Here is a 19,034-nt window from a genome sequence, read left to right as displayed (position 1 = left end):
TATTTTATATAATTAAATTTATATTTTTAATTTTTTTTTATATATTTTTCTATTGCTGTTTTTATATTATCTGATTTTGTACCAAAAATTAATTGTAATCCATTTCCTATTTTTATTATACCAGCAGCTCCTAATTCTTTTAATTTATTTTCATTTATTTTTGTTATTTTTTTTAAATCTATTCTTAATCTTGTAATACATGCATCTATATTAATGATATTTTCTTTACCACCTAGCGAATTAATTAATTTTATTATAAAATTTATATCTTTTTGTGTGTTGTATTTAATCTTGATATTTGATATCTCTCTTCCTGGTGTTTTTAAATCAAATTTAATTATTATTATTTTAAAGATACTATAATATAGTATTGAGTAAAAACTTCCTATTATAGGAAATAGCCATAATTTATTTCCATTATTACTTAATAAAATAAAATCTATTAAACCATGAGAAAAACTTATTCCGTTACGCATATTTAATATTATACATATAGCGAAAGCTAATCCAGATAAAATTGAATGAATTATATATAATATGGGAGCTACAAATAAAAATGTAAATTCTATTGGTTCTGTAATACCTGTTAAAAATGCTGTTAGTGCGCCAGATAACATTATACCTGCTATTTTTTTTTGGTTTTCTTTTTTTGCTGATTTCCATATTGCTATAGCTGCTGCAGGTAATCCATACATTTTAAATAAATAACCTCCTGATAATTTTCCTGCTGTTATGTCTCCAGCCATATATCTGGGTATATCTCCGTGAAAGGTTTGTCCTAGATGATTTATGAAATTACCTACTTGCATTTGAAATGGAACATTCCAGATATGATGTAATCCAAAAGGTATTAGTGCTCTCTCTACTACACCATAAATACTAAAAGCTATTATTGGATTTTGATATGCTGCCCAATGTGAAAAGTTTTCTATTGTTTTACCTATTGGTGCCCATATAAATGATAATATTATTCCAATTAAAATGGATGACACACCGGACATGATTGGTACAAAACGATTTCCACTAAAAAAACCTATATATTCCGGTAATTTTATCATATGAAATTTATTGAATATAATTGCTGATAATGATCCAGCTATAATACCTCCTATTACTCCTGTATCATAAATTTGTTTTGTTATATGTAAATCATTTGAAATTATTGATAATGTTTTATTTATAATTATATATGATATTACTGCTGCCAATGCAGAAACTCCATTATTTTTAGTAAACCCTAATGCAACTCCTATAGAGAATATTAATGGCATGTTTATAAAAATTGAACCTCCTGTTTCCGCCATAATTTTAGAAATTATGTATGGTAAAAAGCTTAAGTTAGAAGATCCTATCCCTAATAATATACCAGCTAATGGTAATACTGATACTGGTAACATTAGTGATTTACCTATTTTTTGCAAGTTGATAAATATATTTTTATACATATATCAATTTTCCTTAAAGCTATAATCTTTATAGATTAATTTTCTTAAATTTTGATTTAATTATTTATACATTTATTAATTTTTTTATTTTTTAATAAAAAATTTTCCCAATTTAGTATGGATGTTATTAATGTTGATTTTTTATTTACAGTATTTATTTCAAATAAATTTATATATTTTATCCAAATTTTTATACTTTTATATATTGAAAAAATCGATAGATTTTTAGATAAAGTTTTTATTAATGTATATTGATCATTATTAATTATTATATCATATGCTTTGTATTTCCATTTTATTGCATCCATAAGTATAGCACATATCCATTTTATGATTTCAATATTTTCTAAATTATTTAAATTAGTTAGTAAGTCTAATTTATTTTCCTTATTTAATATTTCTATTAATTTTATTTCTAATTTTTTTCTGTTTTTCCAATATTTTTTATTTAATATATTTAATGCTTTTAATGGTGATTTTTCAGATAATTTTAATGCTATTGAACATTTTTTTTTTTTTATTTTTGTTTTTTTTTGTATCCAATCTATACATATTTTTTTATTTGGATTTATTATTTTCCATATTGTAATTTTATTATTTATTTGTTTTTTTATATTTATTAAATTATTTGTGTTTAGTATAAAATAAGTATTTTTTTGAGGTTTTATTAAATTGTCAATGAAGGTATTATTTATATATTTTTTAAAATATTCTATTTCTTCTATGAATACAATTTTTTTATAATTATTTTCAATTAAATTATATATATTATTAAATATAGTATTTATTTCTTTTTTGTTAATTTTTTTATTTTTGTTATTTGTTGTTATTTTATAGTAATTTGGATTATTTTTTTGTTGCATTAATATACAATTAATACATTGATTACAATAATTTATTTTTTTTTTGTTTGAACACAGAATCCATTTACCTATATTATAGGATAATATGTTTATTCCTAAATCTATTGTTGATGAAATAAGAATAGTGTTTTTTTTATATTTTGATTTATAATAATTTATAATATTACTGTATGTATTTTTCAGCCATGGATAATTTTTCATGAATTATTTTTTTTAATCCAATTTTTTATAATTAATTTTATTTTTTTTTGTACATGTTTTATTTTATTGTTTGCATTTATAAATATTAAGTTTTTCTGTTTTTTTATTATTTTTAAATAACATTTTCTAGTTCTATAAAAAAAATTTAAGGATTCTTTTTCTATTCTATCTTTTTTTTTTCTATTTTTAATTCTATTTAATCCGATTTCTGGTATAACATCTAAGTAAATTGTTAAATCTGGTTTAAAATCTTTTAAGAATAGGTTTGTTAATGTTTTTGTTATTTTTTTATCAATTTTTCTTCCACCTGTTTGATATGCAATTGATGACATATTATGTCTATCACCTATAATCCATGTACCCTTATTTAAATTTGGTTTTATTATTGTTTCTACTAATTGTATTCTAGCAGCATATAATATTAACAATTCAGTGTTTTTATTAATTATTTCATTTTTTATACTGTGTTTAATTAATTTTCTCAAATTTTCATTTAGTAATGTACTACCAGGTTCTCTTGTTTTTTTTAATTTTAAAATTCCATTTTTTTTTAATATGTTTATTATATATTTAATTGCAGTTGTTTTACCTGAGCCTTCTAATCCTTCAATAACTATAAATTTTCCTTTCATTTATTTTTTTAAATTATTTGTTATTAATTATAAAGTTTATAAATTTATTTTTAGGTTTAATCATATTTTTTAAATATAATAGATGCATTTGTTCCTCCGAAGCCGAATGAATTACATAAACTATATTTTAAATTTTTTATTTGACGAGCATAATTTGGTACAAAATCTAATCCATAATTTTCATCAGTTTTGTTTAGATTTATTGTTGGTGGTATTATTTGTTTTTTTAATGCTAATATTGAATATATTGATTCTATTGCACCTGATGCTCCTAATAGGTGCCCAGTCATTGATTTAGTGGAGCTTATATATATTTTATTTTTTTTAAAAATATTTTTTATTGCTATAGCTTCCGCTCTATCTCCATTTATTGTTGATGTTGCATGTGCATTTATATATCCTATTTTATCAGTATTTATTTTAGCATCTTTAAGAGCATTTATCATAGATTGTGCTGCACCATCTCCATATTTTGGAGGAGATGTAATATGATATGCATCACTACTCATACCAAATCCAACTATTTCTGCATATATTTTGGCATTTCTTTTTTTTGCATGTTGTAATTCTTCTAGCATTAGAATACCAGCACCATCACCTAATACGAAACCATCTCTTTCTTCATCCCATGGCCTGCTAGCACCTTTTGGATCATGATTTCTTGTTGATAATGCTCTAGCTGCATTGAAGCCTCCAATTCCTAATGGAGTACTTGCTTTTTCAGAAGCTCCTGCTAACATTATATCAGCATCATTGTGAGTTATTATTCTAAAGGATTGACCAATATTGTGTATTCCAGATGTACATGCTGTTGTAATAGCAATTGTTGGGCCTTTAATTCCATATATAATTGTTAAATATCCTGATATCATATTTACTATAGTAGATGGTACAAAAAATGGACTTATTTTTTTTGGACCTTTTTCTATTAATATTTTATGATTATATTCAATTGATCCTAAACCACCTATTCCAGAACCAACAGCTACTCCTATACGGTTAACATTATGATTGTTAATTTGTATTCCAGAATCTTTTATTGCTTGATGGCCTGCCATTATTCCATATTGTATAAATTTATCTATTTTTTTGATGTTTTTTATATTTATGGTTTTGTCAAAAATAAAATTTTTTATTAAACCTGCAAAATGTGTTTTATGTTTGGTTATGTTAAAATGATTTATATAATCTATTCCACTTTTACCTGATATTATAGATTTCCAATTTGTTTTAACATTGTTACCGACAGGTGTTAATATCCCCATTCCTGTAATTACTACTCTACGTTTTGACATATTTACCCTCTTTAATTTTTTTTTTTTAAAAAGGAATTTATATAATATTTTTAATAATTTATGTGATATTTAATTATTTAAATAAATTATTCATTATATTATTTTTTTAAATTTTTATTGTTACTAATATAATTTATAGCTGCTTGTACTGTTGTAATTTTTTCAGCTTCTTTATCTGGAATTTCTGTATCAAATTCTTCTTCTAATGCCATTACTAGTTCAACTGTATCGAGTGAGTCAGCACCTAAATCTTCTACAAAAGATGCGGTATTGATTACTTCTTCTTTTTTTACACCTAATTGTTCACTAATAATTTTTTTAACACGTTCTTTAATATCATCCATATTGTTAAATTTCCTATCAGAATTGGTTTTAATATTATTTTTTTTTAGTTTATAAGATATCTTAAAAATTACAATTCAATTTTGATTGATAGATATTTTTAAAGATAATATTTCTTATATATTAAGACATGTATAGGCCTCCATTTATATGTATTGTCTCTCCGGTTATATATGATGCTTTATCGGATGCTAAAAATGCTACTGCGTAAGCAACATCTTTTGCTGAACCAAAACGTTTCATTGGGATATTTTTTAAAATTTCATTTGATATTTTTTCTTTTATTTTTTTTGTCATATTAGTTTTTATGAACCCGGGAGATACTACATTCACTGTTATTCCTCTTGAAGCAACTTCTTTAGCTATAGATTTACTCATTGCTATTAAACCAGCTTTTGATGCAGAATAATTTGCTTGTCCTATATTACCAGTATTGGCAATCATTGAACCTATTGATATTATTCTTCCTTGTTTTTTTTTTAACATAGAAAATATGACTGCTTTAGATATGTAAAATATTGAATTTAAGTTAGTGTTTATAACATTTTGCCAATCTTGTTCGTTCATTTTTATAAATAGTTTATCTATAGTTATAGCAGCATTATTTATTAAAATATCTATTTTACCAAAGTTTTTTTTTATATCATTTAATAGATTTATTATTGATTTTTTATCATTTACATCTAATAAATATCCTTTTCCTTTATTTTTTAAAAAATCTTCTATTTTATTTACATTTTTATTGTTAGTTGCAGTCCCAATTATAAATGCTCCATATTTTTTTAATACATAAGCTATTGCATGACCTATGCCGTTTGTTGCTCCTGTAATAAGTGCTATTTTGTTTTTTAAGTTCATTTATTTTCCTTATTTATTTTTAGTGATTTAGATATATTTTTAGGATTATTTGTTTGTGTTATTTTTATGTTTTTAGTAATTGCTTGAGTTAAGTTGCTTAAAATATTTCCCGGACCCATTTCAATTAAATTTGTAATTTTTTTTGATTCTATATATTTTATTATTTTTATCCAATTTACTGATTTGTATAATTGTTTTATTAATTTTTTTTTAATAATATTAGGATTAGTTTCACATAATATTGTTGAGTTACTTATTATTGGATATATTGGTTTTTTAAATTTTATTTTATTTATTTTTTTAGCTAGTTTATTTGCAGCAGGTTTCATTAAAATACAATGCGCTGGTACACTTATAGATAATGATATTATTTTAGCTCCTGCTATTTTACATTCTTCAGCTGTTTTCTCTACTGAATTTTTATTTCCTGCTATTACTGTTTGATATGGTGTATTATAATTTGTAGTTGTTACGAATCCATATTTTTTATTTCTTTTGCAAATTTTTTTAATAGTTTTTATATTTAGACCTAATATTACTTTCATTAGTCCATTATTTTTTTGTAATACTTGTTGCATAAATTTTCCTCTTTGTTCAACTAATTTTATTGCACATTCAAATTTTATTACTTTTGCATATACTAAACATGAATATTCTCCTAAGCTATGCCCAACAATTATATTTGGTTTTATCCCATTTTTATTTTTCCATATTTTACAAATTGATATTGATGATGTTAATATCAGTGGTTGTGTTTTATATGTTTTATCCATATCTTTTTTTGGGCCATTTTGTGCTAATTTCCATAAGTCATAATTTAGTATTTCAGATGCTATATTGAATGTTTTTTTTACAATAGAATATTTTTTACTTAATTCATATAACATACCAATGTGTTGTCCACCTTGTCCGGGGAAAATCATACCATATTTTTTCATATTATTTTTTGAAATTAAAGTCGTATTAAAGCTGAACCCCACGTTATACCTGCACCAAATGCTTCAAATATAACTAGGTTGTTTGGTTTTATTTTACCATTATTTATAGCCTGATTTAATGCTAATGGTATTGATGCAGATGATGTGTTACCATGTTTGTCTAATGTGATTATTACTTTATTTATATCTATTCCTATTTTTTTTATAATTGCATTTATTATTCTTAGATTAGATTGATGTGGTATTAACCAATCAATATTTTCATGTTTAATATTATTTTTATTTAATGTTTCATTAATTATTTTTATTGATTTATTTATTGCTATTTTGAAAATTTCATTACCTGACATTTTTAACCATGATATTTTTTTTCTTTTGTTCCTTTTCTGATAAGGTAATGTTAATAACTTACTATCTTTACCTGATGCATGTAAATGTGTTGATATTATTCCTGGTTTTTTACTACTACTTAATATAACTGCACCTGCTCCATCTCCAAATAAAATTAATGTCCTTTTATCTTTTGGTTTTAATGTTCTTGTAAGAATATCGGATCCAATTATTAATGCAAATTTTATAAATTTATTTTTTATATATTGATCAGCTATGCTCAATGCATATATAAATCCTGTACATGCGGCTGCTATATCAAAAGAAATACAATCTTTTATATTTAATTCGTTTTGGATTATACATGCTGAACTTGGAAAAGCATGGCTAGAAGAAATTGTTGCTACTATTATAAGTTGAATATCATTATTTTTTAAACCTGCTGATTTTATAGCATTTTTTGCTGCTATACTTCCCATGGTTGAAACTGTTTCATTCGTTCTTGCAATTCTTCTTTCGTATATTCCTGTTCTATTTATTATCCATTCATTAGATTTATTTATTATATTTTTTAGATTATTATTATTTCTAATTTTATCAGGTAAATATTTACCTGTACTAATAATTTTTGTATACATATTGATTTTAAATTTCCTATATGTTTTATTTAATTTTGTTTTAACTATAATATTATTTTTTATATATTTATTATTTTTTATTAAATTTTTATTTTTTTTAAATGAATATTTTATATTATTTTAATATTTTAGTTTTTTTATTTTTTTTTTTTATTTTTTTCGATATTTTGTTTTTTTAAGTATTCTTATTCCTTTGTAATATCCTTTATATGTTAGATTATATCTAAGATGTTTTTCTTTTGATATTTTATCTATTGATATATTAGGTTCATTTAGTGAGTCATGGGATCTTCTCATTCCTCTTCTAGATCTCGTTGATTTTCTTTTTTGTACGGCCATTTTTTTCCTTTTTTATTTTTAATTATAATATTTTTTGAAATTTTTTTTAGTAATATTAGTTTTTTTAATTACCCAGAGCGGGACTTGAACCCGCATGATCGTAAATGATCGAGGGATTTTAAGTCCCTTGTGTTTACCGATTTCACCATCTGGGCGGTATATAAAAGGTACGTCCCGGAATTGAACCGAGGTATACGGATTTGCAGTCCGTTACATAACCACTCTGTCAACGTACCATATATATTTATTTTAGAATATTTATTTTATTTAAAATTAATATTATATTTTATAATTTTTTTTTTAAATGTTTTATATTTTATATTAAATATTAAAATATTAGTATTTAAATTTTAATTAATTTTTATATTTGTATGCAGTATTTTTTATATTTACAGTATATTTATGTATTTTAATTAATTGTATTTATTAAAATATTTTTATATTTTATTTATTTATTGATAGAAAAGATTATTTAATTTAGATATTAACATTTAAATATTTTTTTGTTTTTTTATGTTTTAATTTAATTATTGTTAGGATTAAAAAGTTTGGTTTATTTATATAAAATATTTTATATTAGGTTGTTTTTTATTTTAATTTAATATTATTTTATTTTTTTATTTTTTATTTTTTATTATTTTTTTTAAAAAATTTATATTTATTTTTCCTTTTTTAAATTTTTTATTTTTTATTATTTTTTTATGTAATTCTATATTGTTTTTTATACCTTCTATTATTAATTCTTCTAATGCATTTTTCATTTTTGCTATTGCTGTTTCTCTATTTTTACCATATGTAATTAATTTTCCTATCATAGAATCATAATAATTAGTTATTGTGTATCCTGTATATATATGTGATTCCCATCTTACTCCTAATCCTCCAGGAGCATGAAAGTGTGTTATTTTACCTGAATTAGGTATAAATTTATTTGGATCTTCAGCATTGATACGACATTCTATAGCATATCCATTTATTTTTAAATTTTCTTGTTTTATTAACAATGGGTATCCTGATGATATTTTTATTTGTTCTTTTACTATATCTATATTTGTTATCATTTCGGTAATTGTATGTTCAACCTGTATTCTGGTATTCATTTCTATAAAATAGAATTTATCATTTTTATATAAAAATTCAAAGGTTCCTACTCCTCTGTATTTAATTTTTATACAGGCTTTAATACAATATTTTATTATTTTTTTTTTGATATTTTTATTTATGTTTAATATAGGAGCTTCTTCTATTAATTTTTTATGTTTATATTGTATTGAACAATCTCTTTCAGCTAAATAAATTACATTTCCTTTCCCATCTGAGATAATCTGTATTTCAATATGTCTTGGCTTATCTATATATTTTTCTATGTATATTTCATTATTTTTACATGATATTTGAAATTGATTTTGTATGATGTTTATATATTGTTCAAGATGTTTGTTATTATAAGCTATTTTAATACCAATACCTCCTCCTCCATTTGCTGATTTTATTATTATTGGATATCCTATTGATTCTGCGATCTTAATATTTTTTTTAATAGTATTTTTTATTGGTTCTTTTGGCCCAGGTACACATGGCATACCTATTTTTTTCATTGTATTGATTGCTGAAATTTTATTACCCATAAGGTGGATTGTTTCTGGTTTAGGTCCTATAAAGACAAACCCGGAATTTTCAACTTGTTCTGCAAAATTAGCATTTTCTGATAAAAATCCATATCCAGGATGAATAGCATCTGATCCTGTAATTTCAGCAGCTGATATAATTGCTGGTATATTTAAATAACTATTTTTTGGTTGAGGTAATCCTATACAAATTGATTCATCTGCTAAAAGTACATGTTTTTGATATCTATCTACAGTTGAGTATACAGCTACTGTTTTGATTCCTAATTCTTTACATGTTCTTAAAATTCTTAATGCAATTTCTCCTCTGTTAGCTATTATAATTTTATTTAGCATATTATTTTATCCAATAATTCTATAATTATTAGTGGTTCATTAAATTCAACTGGTTGACCATTTTTTATTAATATTGATTTTATTATTCCTGATTTATCTGATTCAATATGATTCATTATTTTCATTGCTTCTATTATACAAAGTGTATCGCCTATATTAATTTTTTGTCCTATTGTTATAAATGGTTTAGATGTTGGATTAGGAGTTATATAAAAAGTTCCAACCATGGGGGAACGTATTTTATATCCAGTTAATTCTTTTTTTTTTTTTTCTTTTTTATATTCTGTATTTTTTTTATTGTATAGGTTGTAATCTGAATTATTTATTAGATATTTATTATTTAAATAATTAATACGAATGGATTCATCTTTATTTGAAATTTCTAATTCTGTAATTTTTGATTTTTTTACTAATTTAATTAATCTATTTATTTTTTTAATATCCATTTATTATTTATCCTATTAAATTCTTAAATTCAATTAAAGATTTTTTAATATAAAATATTTTATTATTTATATGATATTTTTATATAATTTATTATTTTTTTAATTATTTAATTTTAAAAAATTAATTATTTTTTTTTTATATTTTTAATTTTATTATAATATTTGGTTAATTTAAAATAATTTTGTAATAATTTATTTTATCAATATATTTTAATTTATAATAGTATTTATATAAAAAAAATAAAAATCGTTTTTAATGTTTTTTTATTTATTCTAATCTATTTATTGACAAATAAATAAGTATTATTATATTTAATTTATTATTTATAGATGGAATAATAATATTTTTAAATTAATTATTTAAAATAATATTTTAATTTTTATATTAGAAATAAAAATTTTTTATTTATGATATATTTATAATTTATTTTTATTTTTTTAGTTATTTTTTTATTATATAAAATTTATAATTATATTATTTTTATTTTTATTTAAATTGTGTTTATTTTAATATTTTATTTTATTATTTGGTTTTTTTTATTTATGTTTTTTAATATTCCTATGTATTTTACTCTATTAAGATTAATTTTGATTCCTTTTTTTATTATAATTTTTTATTTGCCTTTTAAATATTCATCTTTATTCAGTAGTTTAATTTTTTTAATAGCATCTTTTACGGATTTATTAGATGGATTTTGGGCTCGTCAACTAAATAAAATTACTCGTTTTGGTGAATTTTTTGACCCTGTAGCTGATAAGTTTTTAACTATTTTTGCCATGTTGTTAATAGTAGAATGTTTTCATGTTATTTTTATTACTTTACCTATATCTATAATTATTATAAGAGAAGTTATTATTTCAGCTTTACGTGAATGGATGTCTATAACAGGTAAAAAAGATATTTTATCAGTTTCTAAACTTGCGAAGATTAAAACAATTTTTCAAATGTTGACAATATCAATATTACTATGGCATTTTAATCAGTTTTTTGTTTTTTTTGGTACAATTTTATTGTATTTATCCATGATATTGACTTTATGGTCTATGATTAAATATTTTTATTTAGTAAAAAATTATTTTTAGATTATATAATTATGTTATAATTAATATTATTATTATACTTTTAGCGGGAATAGCTCAGTAGGTAGAGTACAATCTTGCCAAGATTGGGGTCGCGAGTTCGAATCTCGTTTCCCGCTCAATATTTTTTTAAATAAGGTAAAAATTTATTTAATTGATAATATTTAAATATTTTTCTTAACTTGTTTATTTTTTTGTTTTTAATGCATAAGTCATTATCATTAATATTTAATTTAATATTGGTTCTTATTGTTGCTAGTGATTTATAAAAAAGTATTTTTTTTTTATTTTTTTTTAATTTATCAATAATTTCTTTTTTTTTTCTTATGGATATAATATTTATTTTATTTATGTTTTGATAAATATTTTCTATATTTCCAAATATTTGAATTAATTTATTTGCTGTTATTTTTCCTATACCTGAAATGCCTGGTATGTTGTCTGTTTTATCTCCTGATAAGGCTATATGATCATTTTTAAATTTAGGTGATATTCCATATTTTTTTAATATTATATTTTTATCTAAAATTTCATTTTTTTTAGTTAATATTTTTATATTTTTTGTTATTAATTGAATCATATCTTGATCATTTGTTTTAATAAAAACTTTATTATTTTTTTTTTTGGTGTAGTTTTTTGCAATTGTTCCAATTACATCATCTGCTTCTACTCCTGAAATACATATACTTTTTATTCCCATATATTTTATTATTTTTTTTACAGGTTTTATTTGTTTTATTAGATTTTTAGGCATTGGCAAACGATTAGATTTGTATTTTTTAAATAATTTATTTCTGAAACTTTTATTTTTATGATCAAATATTACAGCTAGATGTTTAGGATTAAACGTATTTATTAAATTATATATCATGTTTATTATACCAAATATAGCACCTGTTGGCTCTCCAGTATTGTTTTTAAGTAATGGGAATATGTAATATGAATTATATAAATAATAAGTTCCATCTATTAGAAAAAGATTTTTTTTTTGCATTGATTATGTTTTATTTTTCGATTAAATTTATATCTTTTATTAGATATATGATATAATATTTCTAAAGAATTTGTTATTTTAATAAATGTATATTTAATGCTAACCATATATTTATTTTTTTTTTTAAGATTTTAAGTCCTTCATTATTTATTGATGAAAAAGTTTGAATATTTATATTATTATTATATTTTTTTATTTCATTTTTAAAGTATTTTTTTTTTATAGTTTTTTTATTATTTGATAATTTATCAGCTTTATTTAATAAAACTATTATTAATTTTTTTTTTATAGTTTTTTTAATTATATTTATGTCTAATTTTTTTAATTTTTGTCTGATATCCATTAAAATTATTATTCCTTTTAATGATTTTCTTTTTTTTATATATTTATTTAGAAGAAACGTATGTTTATTTTTATTTTTTAATGATATATTTGAAAATCCATATCCAGGGAAATCAATTAGATAAAAGTTTTTTATTATTTGATATAAATTAATTAGTTTTGTTGTTCCTGGTTTTTTACCTGTAAAAGCTATCTTTTTTATACCACTTAATGCATTTATTGTATTCGATTTTCCAACATTTGAATATCCTATAAATGCGATTTCTATACATTTATCTTTTGGTAAATCTTTTATTTTATTTATACTTTTAATAAATTTAATTAATTTATAATTTATTAAATTAAAATTCATATTACAATATTTTTTTATTTTTTTAACATTCTAAAATTTTTTTATTAATTAAGTTTTTTTCAATTTCTCTTAATGCAATTACTGTTTCCTTATTTTTTTTTTGGGGAACCATAGGTTGTTTACCTTCTATTTGGATTTGCCTAGCTCTACGAGCAGCTACTAATACTAGATCAAATCTATTACCAATTTTTTCTACTGCTTTTTGAACAGTTAAATGTGCCATGTTTTATATTTTTTTTTTCTTGTTTATTTATATATTAAAATAGTTTTATTTTTTTAACAATAGATTTATTAAGTTTGTATAATATTTTCCTTATTTTTTATTTTTTTATATTCTGATATAAAAATATTCCTTAGATCAGATAATGCTACATTAAATTTATCATTAATTATCAAATAATCATATTTTATATAATGTTTTATTTCTTTCATTGATTGTTTTATTCTTTTTTTTATATCTATTTGATTTTCTGAACCTCTTTTTTTTAATCTTTTTATTAATTCTTTTATTGATGGAGGTATTATATATATACTTATATTATTCTTTATTTTTTTTTTAACTTGTTTTGCTCCTTGCCAATTTATATTTAAAAATATGTTGATACCTTTTAATAAAAGATTTTTAATTATTTTTTTTGGTGTTCCGTAATAATTTTCAAATATTATTGCATATTCTAAAAACTCTTTATTTTTAATCATTTTTTTAAATTTATTTCTTGAAATGAAATAATAATGTTTACCATTTAATTCTCCCATACGTTTATTTCTAGTTGTATATGAAATTGAAATTTTAGTTTTATACTTTGATATTTTTTTAATTAAAGATTTAATAAGTGTAGATTTTCCAGTACCACTAGGTGCTGATATTATAAATAATATACCTTTATTCATATTTTAAAAAATGCTAATATTTTGTTGATATAATCATATTATTAAAAATCATTTAAGTATTTTTAATTATTAATATTAAATATTTTTCATTTTTTTATCAGTTTTGTCTAATTTGTTTTTCTTTGATTTCTGATAAGATTTTACAATCTATGCATAAATTAGCAATTGGATTAGCTTCTAATCTTTTTATTCCAATTTCTATTTTACATAATTCACAGTATCCAAAACTATTGTTTTTAATTTTGTTTATTGTTATTTCTATTTTTTTAATTAATTCTCTTTCTCTTTTCTTATTATATAATTCTAGTTTAAATTCTTCCTCTCTTGAGGCTCTATCTATAGGATCAGCTAAATTATCTGTTTCTTTTTTAATATAATATACTTGTTTTTTTATTTTTTTTTTTAATTTATTATACCATGTGTTTAAAATTATTTTGAAATGTTTTATTTGTGATAAATTCATATATTTTTACCTATTTTGGTATTATAAGTGTTAATATCTGTTATTCCTAAAATATTTAGTAACGATATTTTTTTATTATTTTTTTTTTTTGCATATTAATTCTCATTTTTTATGTTTTATTTTTTTATTATTTTTTTAATAATAATTTATTTTTAAGTTATTATTTTTTTATTATTAGAGTATAGTTTATATATTTATTTTTTATTAATTATACTTTAGATTTGGTGCATATTAATGTTTATAGATAATAAAAAAATAGTTTTCCAAAAAAAAAAAATTAATAATAAAATATTTTTTAGTATTAAATCTTTTTTTTATAAAATAATAAATAAAATAAATTTTTTTTCTAAAATATTTTTTATTACTATAATTGTTATTATTGTATATGGGTTATATTTAAATAACAAGATTATTAATCGTATCAATGGTAAAGTTTGGGAATTACCAGCTTTTGTATATGGAAGTATCTTAAAATTTAAACCTGGTATGTTTTATACAAAATGTGATTTAATTTCTATTTTAAATTTTCATCATTATTTAAAAGTTGATGTTTTGAATAATTCTGGTGAATATATTGTTAAAGAAGATAATATTGAATTAATAAGAAGATCTTTTAATTTTCCTGATTGTAATGAAGGGATACTTCATGTCTGTCTTTATTTTAATAAAAATAAAATTAGTAATATTATAAATATTAAAAATAATAAAAGTATTTTTTTTTTTAGATTGGATCCTATTTTAGTAAATATGATACATACTTCAAATAAAGAGGAGCGTTTATTCCTACCGTTGTCTAATTTTTCTAATAAAATGATAAATATTTTGCTTTCTATTGAAGATAAAAATTTTTTTTATCATAGTGGTATTAATCCTTTTTCAATGTGTAGAGCTTTTATTGCAAATATTCATGCTGGTAAAATTGTTCAGGGTGCTAGTACATTAACACAACAATTAGCGAGGAATTTATTTTTAAGTAATAAACGTTCTTTTTTACGTAAATTTAATGAAATTTATATTGCAATTATTATTGACGCTTTATATAGTAAAAATCGTATTTTAGAATTATATTTTAATGAAGTTTATTTCGGTCAGTCTGGAATTTATGAAATTAGAGGTTTTCCTCTTGCAAGTATATATTATTTTGGCAGACCGATTAATGAATTATCGTTAGATCAACAAGTATTGTTAATATCTATGGTTAAAGGTGCTTCAATATATAATCCATGGAATAATCCTAAATTAGTTTTAAGACGTCGTAATTTAATTTTAAGATTAATTTTTAATACAAATATTATTTGTTATAAAGATTATTGTTTTTTTATTAATCGTCCATTAGGTGTGTTATCTAAGAGTAAATCTATAACTAAAAAACCTGTATTTATGAGAATGTTATGTCATGAATTAAAAATTAAATTAGGTAAAAAAATTAATGATATACCCGGTAGTAAGATTTTTACTACTTTAAATTTAAGATCACAATATTTTGCTGAAAAATCTGTAAAATTAAATATTTTATTTTCACGTGATAAATTAAAAATGAATAATTTAAAAGCTTTTATGATAATTGTAGATAGATTTACTGGAGAAATACATGGTGTTGTTGGTAGTGCGTCAACTAAAATTATTAATTATAATAAAATATTAGAATCTCGTAGATCTATTGGTTCATTGGCAAAAATTATTATATATTTATCTTTACTTGATAATCCTAATATTTATGGTTTTAATACTTGGATTGAAAATAAACCAATGACAATTGGTTTATCTAATTTTAATAATTTTAAATTTAAAAATTATAATAATAAATTTATTGATAGAATAATATTACTTGATGATATAGTTAATTTAATGAATGTACCTTTAATAAATTCCAAAATTAATTTGGATTTAAAAAATATTTTAAATACATGGTTTAGATTAGGTTTGTACAAATATAAATCTAAATATTCTATTTTTTCAAATTTAATTAATATGACTCCAGTTCAAGTTGCTCAAATATTTCAGTTGATTTCAAATGAGGGAAATAAATCATGTTTATTTATTATTAAATCTATTATTTTAGAAAATGGTAAAATTATTTATCATAATCATTATTCATTTAATCATGTAGTTAGATCTCAAGCGGCATGGTTAACTTTATATGGTATGCAGAAAATTTTTAAAGGAACTGTTAATTCTTTGAATATATTATATCCTCATGCTAATATAGCCGGTAAAAATAGTTTTAGTACTGGGTCAAGTTGGTTTGTTGGTATAGATTATAAGGATGTTATAGTTTCTTGGATAGGAATAGATAATAAAAAATCTTTATTTTTAAGTCATTTTAATGCAATGCAAATGTATAAATGTTATTTAACTTATTTACCACCTATACCATTAGTTTTATTTCCATTATCTGATATTTTTAGAGTAAATATTGATCATAATAATAAAATAGTTTGTGAAAATAATATTTGGAGAAAAATACCAATTTGGGATTTTAATCATTCCTTTTCACATTTTTGCAAAGATCATGGTAAAGAATGTATTAGTAATTCATTGGTTTTTGATAAAAATAAAAATAAGTCAATAATTTATTGGATAAAAAGGTTTTTTAGTTTATATTTTTAATATTTTTTAAATTTGGTATTTAGTGTATAATTAATTTTATTTTTTTATATAAATTTATGTTTGTTAGATATAATAATTGGAATATTATATGAAATCTTTTAATTTAACTTTTACTAAAGCTGCTGCTAAAAAATTAAAAAAAATAATTAATAATGAAAATAATGTAAATATGAAATTACGAATTTATATAATTGGTGGTGGTTGTAATGGATTAAAATATAAGTTTATTTTGGATGATAAAGTAAATGATAATGATTTTGTTTTTGATAAATTTGGTGTTTTTTTAGTTGTTGATGAATTTACTTTTCAGTATATAATTGGTAGTTCAATAGATTACATTGAAAATATTATTGAATCTAAGTTTTCCGTATTAAATCCTAATGCAAAAGTAACTTGTGGTTGTGGGTTTTCTTTTAATATATGAAATTATATTATTATTTATTAAATAATTTTTTTGTTTTTTATTTTTTAATATTTATTTTTTTCTGTAATATTTTTATTTTTAATTTTTGTTATTTTTTTTGATGTTGTTTTTATATAAAAGAGAAATGAAAAATGGTAAATATTAGGTTTTTTTTTAAATATTTTTTAATTTTTAGTATGTTTTTTGTCTTTGTTCAAAAAAGTATTACAGCGGAAACTTTATCTTATTTTAATAATAATGTTCCAAGTTTAGCTCCTATGTTAGAAAAAGTAATGCCGTCTGTTGTTAGTATAAATATTGAAGGTAGTACAATTGTACATACTTATAAATTTCCTCAGCAATTTTTTGGCGATAATTTTCCATTTTGTCAAAAGGGTTCTCCTCTTTATAATTCTCCTTTATGTAAAGAATTTTTTAATGATGAATCTAAACATAAACGATTTAAAGCATTGGGTTCTGGTGTTATAATAAATAGTATTAATGGATATGTTGTTACTAATAATCATGTTATTGATCATGCTACTAGTATACAAGTTCAGTTAAGTGATGGTCGTCTCTTTGATGCTAAAATTATTGGTAGAGATCCTCGATCTGATATTGCTTTAATTCAATTAATTAAAGCTGATCATTTGATTTCTATTAAAATAGCTAATTCGGATTTATTAAAAGTCGGTGATTATGCTGTTGCTATTGGTAATCCTTTTGGTTTTGGTGATACTGTTACTACAGGTATTGTATCTGCTTTAGGTCGTAGCGGTTTGAATATAGATAATTATGAAAATTTTATTCAAACTGATGCTGCTATTAATAGAGGTAATTCTGGAGGGGCTCTGGTTAATTTAAATGGAGAATTGATTGGTATCAACACTGCTATATTTGCTCCAGATGGTGGTAATATTGGAATTGGGTTTGCTATACCTAGTAATATGGTAAAAAATTTGACTACTCAAATGGTTATATATGGTCATGTAAAACGTGGTGAATTAGGTATTATGGGTACTGAATTAAATGCGGAATTAGCTAAAATATTGAATATTAATGTTCAAAAAGGTGCTTTTGTTAGTCAAGTTTTATTACATTCTTCTGCTTATAAAAGTGGTATTAGAGCTGGTGATGTTATTGTTTCTATAAATAATAGATATATTCCAAGTTTTGCTACATTACGTGCTGAAATAGGTTCTTTACCAGTTTGTACTAAAATTAGATTAGGTTTAATACGTAATAGTAAATTATTTTATGTTACAGTTGTTTTACAGCAAAGTAAAAAGGATATTATTGATTCTTCAACTTTGTATGTTGGAATTGATGGTGCTAATTTAAGTAACTATAATAATAATGGTGAAAAGGGTGTTAGGGTGGATAAAATTAAACCTGATAGTTCAGCTTATCGAATAGGGTTAAGGAAGAATGATATTATTTTAGGCATTAATAAACAAAGAGTTTGTAATTTAAATGAATTGCGTGAAATACTTAATACTAAATTAACTTTATTAGTATTTAATATAAAACGTGACAAAAATAATATTTATTTATTAATACAATAAATTTTTTTTATATTTTAAATATTTTATATTTATTAATATATTA

At 21.0% G+C, this 19,034-nt stretch carries 18 protein-coding genes, 3 tRNA genes and 2 pseudogenes; 5 read left to right on the top strand and 18 right to left on the bottom strand.

From position 1 onward, the window contains the following. Positions 1 to 26: 26 nt before the first annotated feature. From ptsG to accB, 13 genes are all read right to left on the bottom strand, one after another. The gene (gene ptsG, locus C9I82_RS00740) at positions 27 to 1,445 is read right to left on the bottom strand and encodes a PTS glucose transporter subunit IIBC (RefSeq protein ID WP_115955954.1); all 1,419 of its coding nucleotides are present in this window, start codon (positions 1,443 to 1,445) and stop codon (positions 27 to 29) included. 56 nt (positions 1,446 to 1,501) lie between these two features. Further along, a complete protein-coding gene (locus C9I82_RS00735; protein WP_115955953.1) occupies positions 1,502 to 2,509 on the bottom strand; it encodes a DNA polymerase III subunit delta' C-terminal domain-containing protein in 1,008 nt (335 codons plus the stop codon). Continuing rightward, complete coding sequence (gene tmk / locus C9I82_RS00730; RefSeq protein ID WP_115955952.1) at positions 2,506 to 3,141, bottom strand: dTMP kinase; 636 nt, start codon at positions 3,139 to 3,141, stop codon at positions 2,506 to 2,508. Before tmk ends, C9I82_RS00735 begins: the two co-directional genes overlap by 4 nt. A gap of 56 nt (positions 3,142 to 3,197) precedes the next feature. Further along, positions 3,198 to 4,436, bottom strand: a complete 1,239-nt coding sequence (fabF, locus tag C9I82_RS00725) for a beta-ketoacyl-ACP synthase II (protein ID WP_115955951.1) — start codon at positions 4,434 to 4,436, stop codon at positions 3,198 to 3,200. Between the two features lie 98 nt (positions 4,437 to 4,534). Further along, positions 4,535 to 4,780, bottom strand: a complete 246-nt coding sequence (gene acpP / locus C9I82_RS00720) for an acyl carrier protein (protein ID WP_115955950.1) — start codon at positions 4,778 to 4,780, stop codon at positions 4,535 to 4,537. 121 nt (positions 4,781 to 4,901) lie between these two features. Continuing rightward, the gene (fabG, locus tag C9I82_RS00715) at positions 4,902 to 5,636 is read right to left on the bottom strand and encodes a 3-oxoacyl-[acyl-carrier-protein] reductase (protein WP_115955949.1); all 735 of its coding nucleotides are present in this window, start codon (positions 5,634 to 5,636) and stop codon (positions 4,902 to 4,904) included. Beyond that, positions 5,633 to 6,616 (bottom strand): ACP S-malonyltransferase, encoded by a 984-nt coding sequence (fabD, locus tag C9I82_RS00710; RefSeq protein ID WP_162859724.1) that lies wholly within the window; start codon positions 6,614 to 6,616, stop codon positions 5,633 to 5,635. Before fabD ends, fabG begins: the two co-directional genes overlap by 4 nt. After that, positions 6,589 to 7,542 (bottom strand): beta-ketoacyl-ACP synthase III, encoded by a 954-nt coding sequence (locus C9I82_RS00705; protein WP_115955947.1) that lies wholly within the window; start codon positions 7,540 to 7,542, stop codon positions 6,589 to 6,591. The genes fabD and C9I82_RS00705 overlap by 28 nt, the downstream gene beginning before the upstream one ends. Before the next feature lie 150 nt (positions 7,543 to 7,692). Next, positions 7,693 to 7,881 (bottom strand): 50S ribosomal protein L32, encoded by a 189-nt coding sequence (rpmF, locus tag C9I82_RS00700; protein WP_115955946.1) that lies wholly within the window; start codon positions 7,879 to 7,881, stop codon positions 7,693 to 7,695. Between the two features lie 69 nt (positions 7,882 to 7,950). After that, positions 7,951 to 8,036, bottom strand: a tRNA-Leu gene (locus C9I82_RS00695). A gap of 10 nt (positions 8,037 to 8,046) precedes the next feature. Beyond that, positions 8,047 to 8,117: transfer RNA gene (locus C9I82_RS00690), tRNA-Cys, on the bottom strand. A 381-nt stretch (positions 8,118 to 8,498) separates the two neighbouring features. Next, the gene (gene accC, locus C9I82_RS00685) at positions 8,499 to 9,845 is read right to left on the bottom strand and encodes an acetyl-CoA carboxylase biotin carboxylase subunit (protein WP_115955945.1); all 1,347 of its coding nucleotides are present in this window, start codon (positions 9,843 to 9,845) and stop codon (positions 8,499 to 8,501) included. After that, the gene (accB, locus tag C9I82_RS00680; RefSeq protein WP_115955944.1) at positions 9,839 to 10,291 is read right to left on the bottom strand and encodes an acetyl-CoA carboxylase biotin carboxyl carrier protein; all 453 of its coding nucleotides are present in this window, start codon (positions 10,289 to 10,291) and stop codon (positions 9,839 to 9,841) included. Before accB ends, accC begins: the two co-directional genes overlap by 7 nt. 543 nt (positions 10,292 to 10,834) lie before the next feature. Between accB and pgsA the strand changes: the two genes are divergently transcribed. Further along, positions 10,835 to 11,374: a CDP-diacylglycerol--glycerol-3-phosphate 3-phosphatidyltransferase gene (gene pgsA / locus C9I82_RS00675; RefSeq protein WP_115955943.1), complete on the top strand. Its 540-nt coding sequence runs from the start codon at positions 10,835 to 10,837 to the stop codon at positions 11,372 to 11,374. Between the two features lie 43 nt (positions 11,375 to 11,417). Next, positions 11,418 to 11,490 (top strand) — tRNA-Gly (locus tag C9I82_RS00670). On the opposite strand, the gene C9I82_RS00665 is transcribed toward C9I82_RS00670, so the two are convergent. The 5 genes and pseudogenes from C9I82_RS00665 to dksA all read right to left on the bottom strand — a co-directional run bounded on the left by C9I82_RS00665 (position 11,490) and on the right by dksA (position 14,481). Continuing rightward, complete coding sequence (locus C9I82_RS00665) at positions 11,490 to 12,365, bottom strand: 5'-3' exonuclease (RefSeq protein ID WP_115955942.1); 876 nt, start codon at positions 12,363 to 12,365, stop codon at positions 11,490 to 11,492. The genes C9I82_RS00670 and C9I82_RS00665 overlap by 1 nt on opposite strands. A gap of 73 nt (positions 12,366 to 12,438) precedes the next feature. Next, positions 12,439 to 13,059: a ribosome biogenesis GTP-binding protein YihA/YsxC gene (gene yihA, locus C9I82_RS00660; protein WP_115955941.1), complete on the bottom strand. Its 621-nt coding sequence runs from the start codon at positions 13,057 to 13,059 to the stop codon at positions 12,439 to 12,441. A gap of 28 nt (positions 13,060 to 13,087) precedes the next feature. Next, positions 13,088 to 13,282 (bottom strand): annotated as a pseudogene (gene rpoZ / locus C9I82_RS00655) (DNA-directed RNA polymerase subunit omega); the annotation flags it as partial. Between the two features lie 68 nt (positions 13,283 to 13,350). Further along, the gene (gene gmk, locus C9I82_RS00650) at positions 13,351 to 13,950 is read right to left on the bottom strand and encodes a guanylate kinase (RefSeq protein WP_115955939.1); all 600 of its coding nucleotides are present in this window, start codon (positions 13,948 to 13,950) and stop codon (positions 13,351 to 13,353) included. A 97-nt stretch (positions 13,951 to 14,047) separates the two neighbouring features. After that, a pseudogene (gene dksA / locus C9I82_RS00645) lies at positions 14,048 to 14,481 on the bottom strand (RNA polymerase-binding protein DksA). 166 nt (positions 14,482 to 14,647) lie between these two features. Here dksA and mrcB point away from each other — a divergent pair. From mrcB to degP, 3 genes are all read left to right on the top strand, one after another. Then, positions 14,648 to 17,023 (top strand): penicillin-binding protein 1B, encoded by a 2,376-nt coding sequence (gene mrcB / locus C9I82_RS00640; RefSeq protein WP_115955937.1) that lies wholly within the window; start codon positions 14,648 to 14,650, stop codon positions 17,021 to 17,023. A gap of 88 nt (positions 17,024 to 17,111) precedes the next feature. After that, positions 17,112 to 17,447, top strand: coding sequence for an iron-sulfur cluster insertion protein ErpA (gene erpA / locus C9I82_RS00635; RefSeq protein WP_115955936.1), 336 nt, complete (start codon positions 17,112 to 17,114; stop codon positions 17,445 to 17,447). A 176-nt stretch (positions 17,448 to 17,623) separates the two neighbouring features. Then, positions 17,624 to 18,991 (top strand): serine endoprotease DegP, encoded by a 1,368-nt coding sequence (gene degP, locus C9I82_RS00630; RefSeq protein WP_240318421.1) that lies wholly within the window; start codon positions 17,624 to 17,626, stop codon positions 18,989 to 18,991. The last annotated feature ends 43 nt before the right edge of the window (positions 18,992 to 19,034 follow it).

The organism is Candidatus Purcelliella pentastirinorum (genome assembly GCF_003391335.1).
Classification (GTDB): Bacteria; Pseudomonadota; Gammaproteobacteria; order Enterobacterales; family Enterobacteriaceae; genus Purcelliella; species Purcelliella pentastirinorum.
The sequence above is the reverse complement of the archived record's forward strand: the minus strand, read 5'-3'. Positions and strand labels throughout refer to the sequence as shown.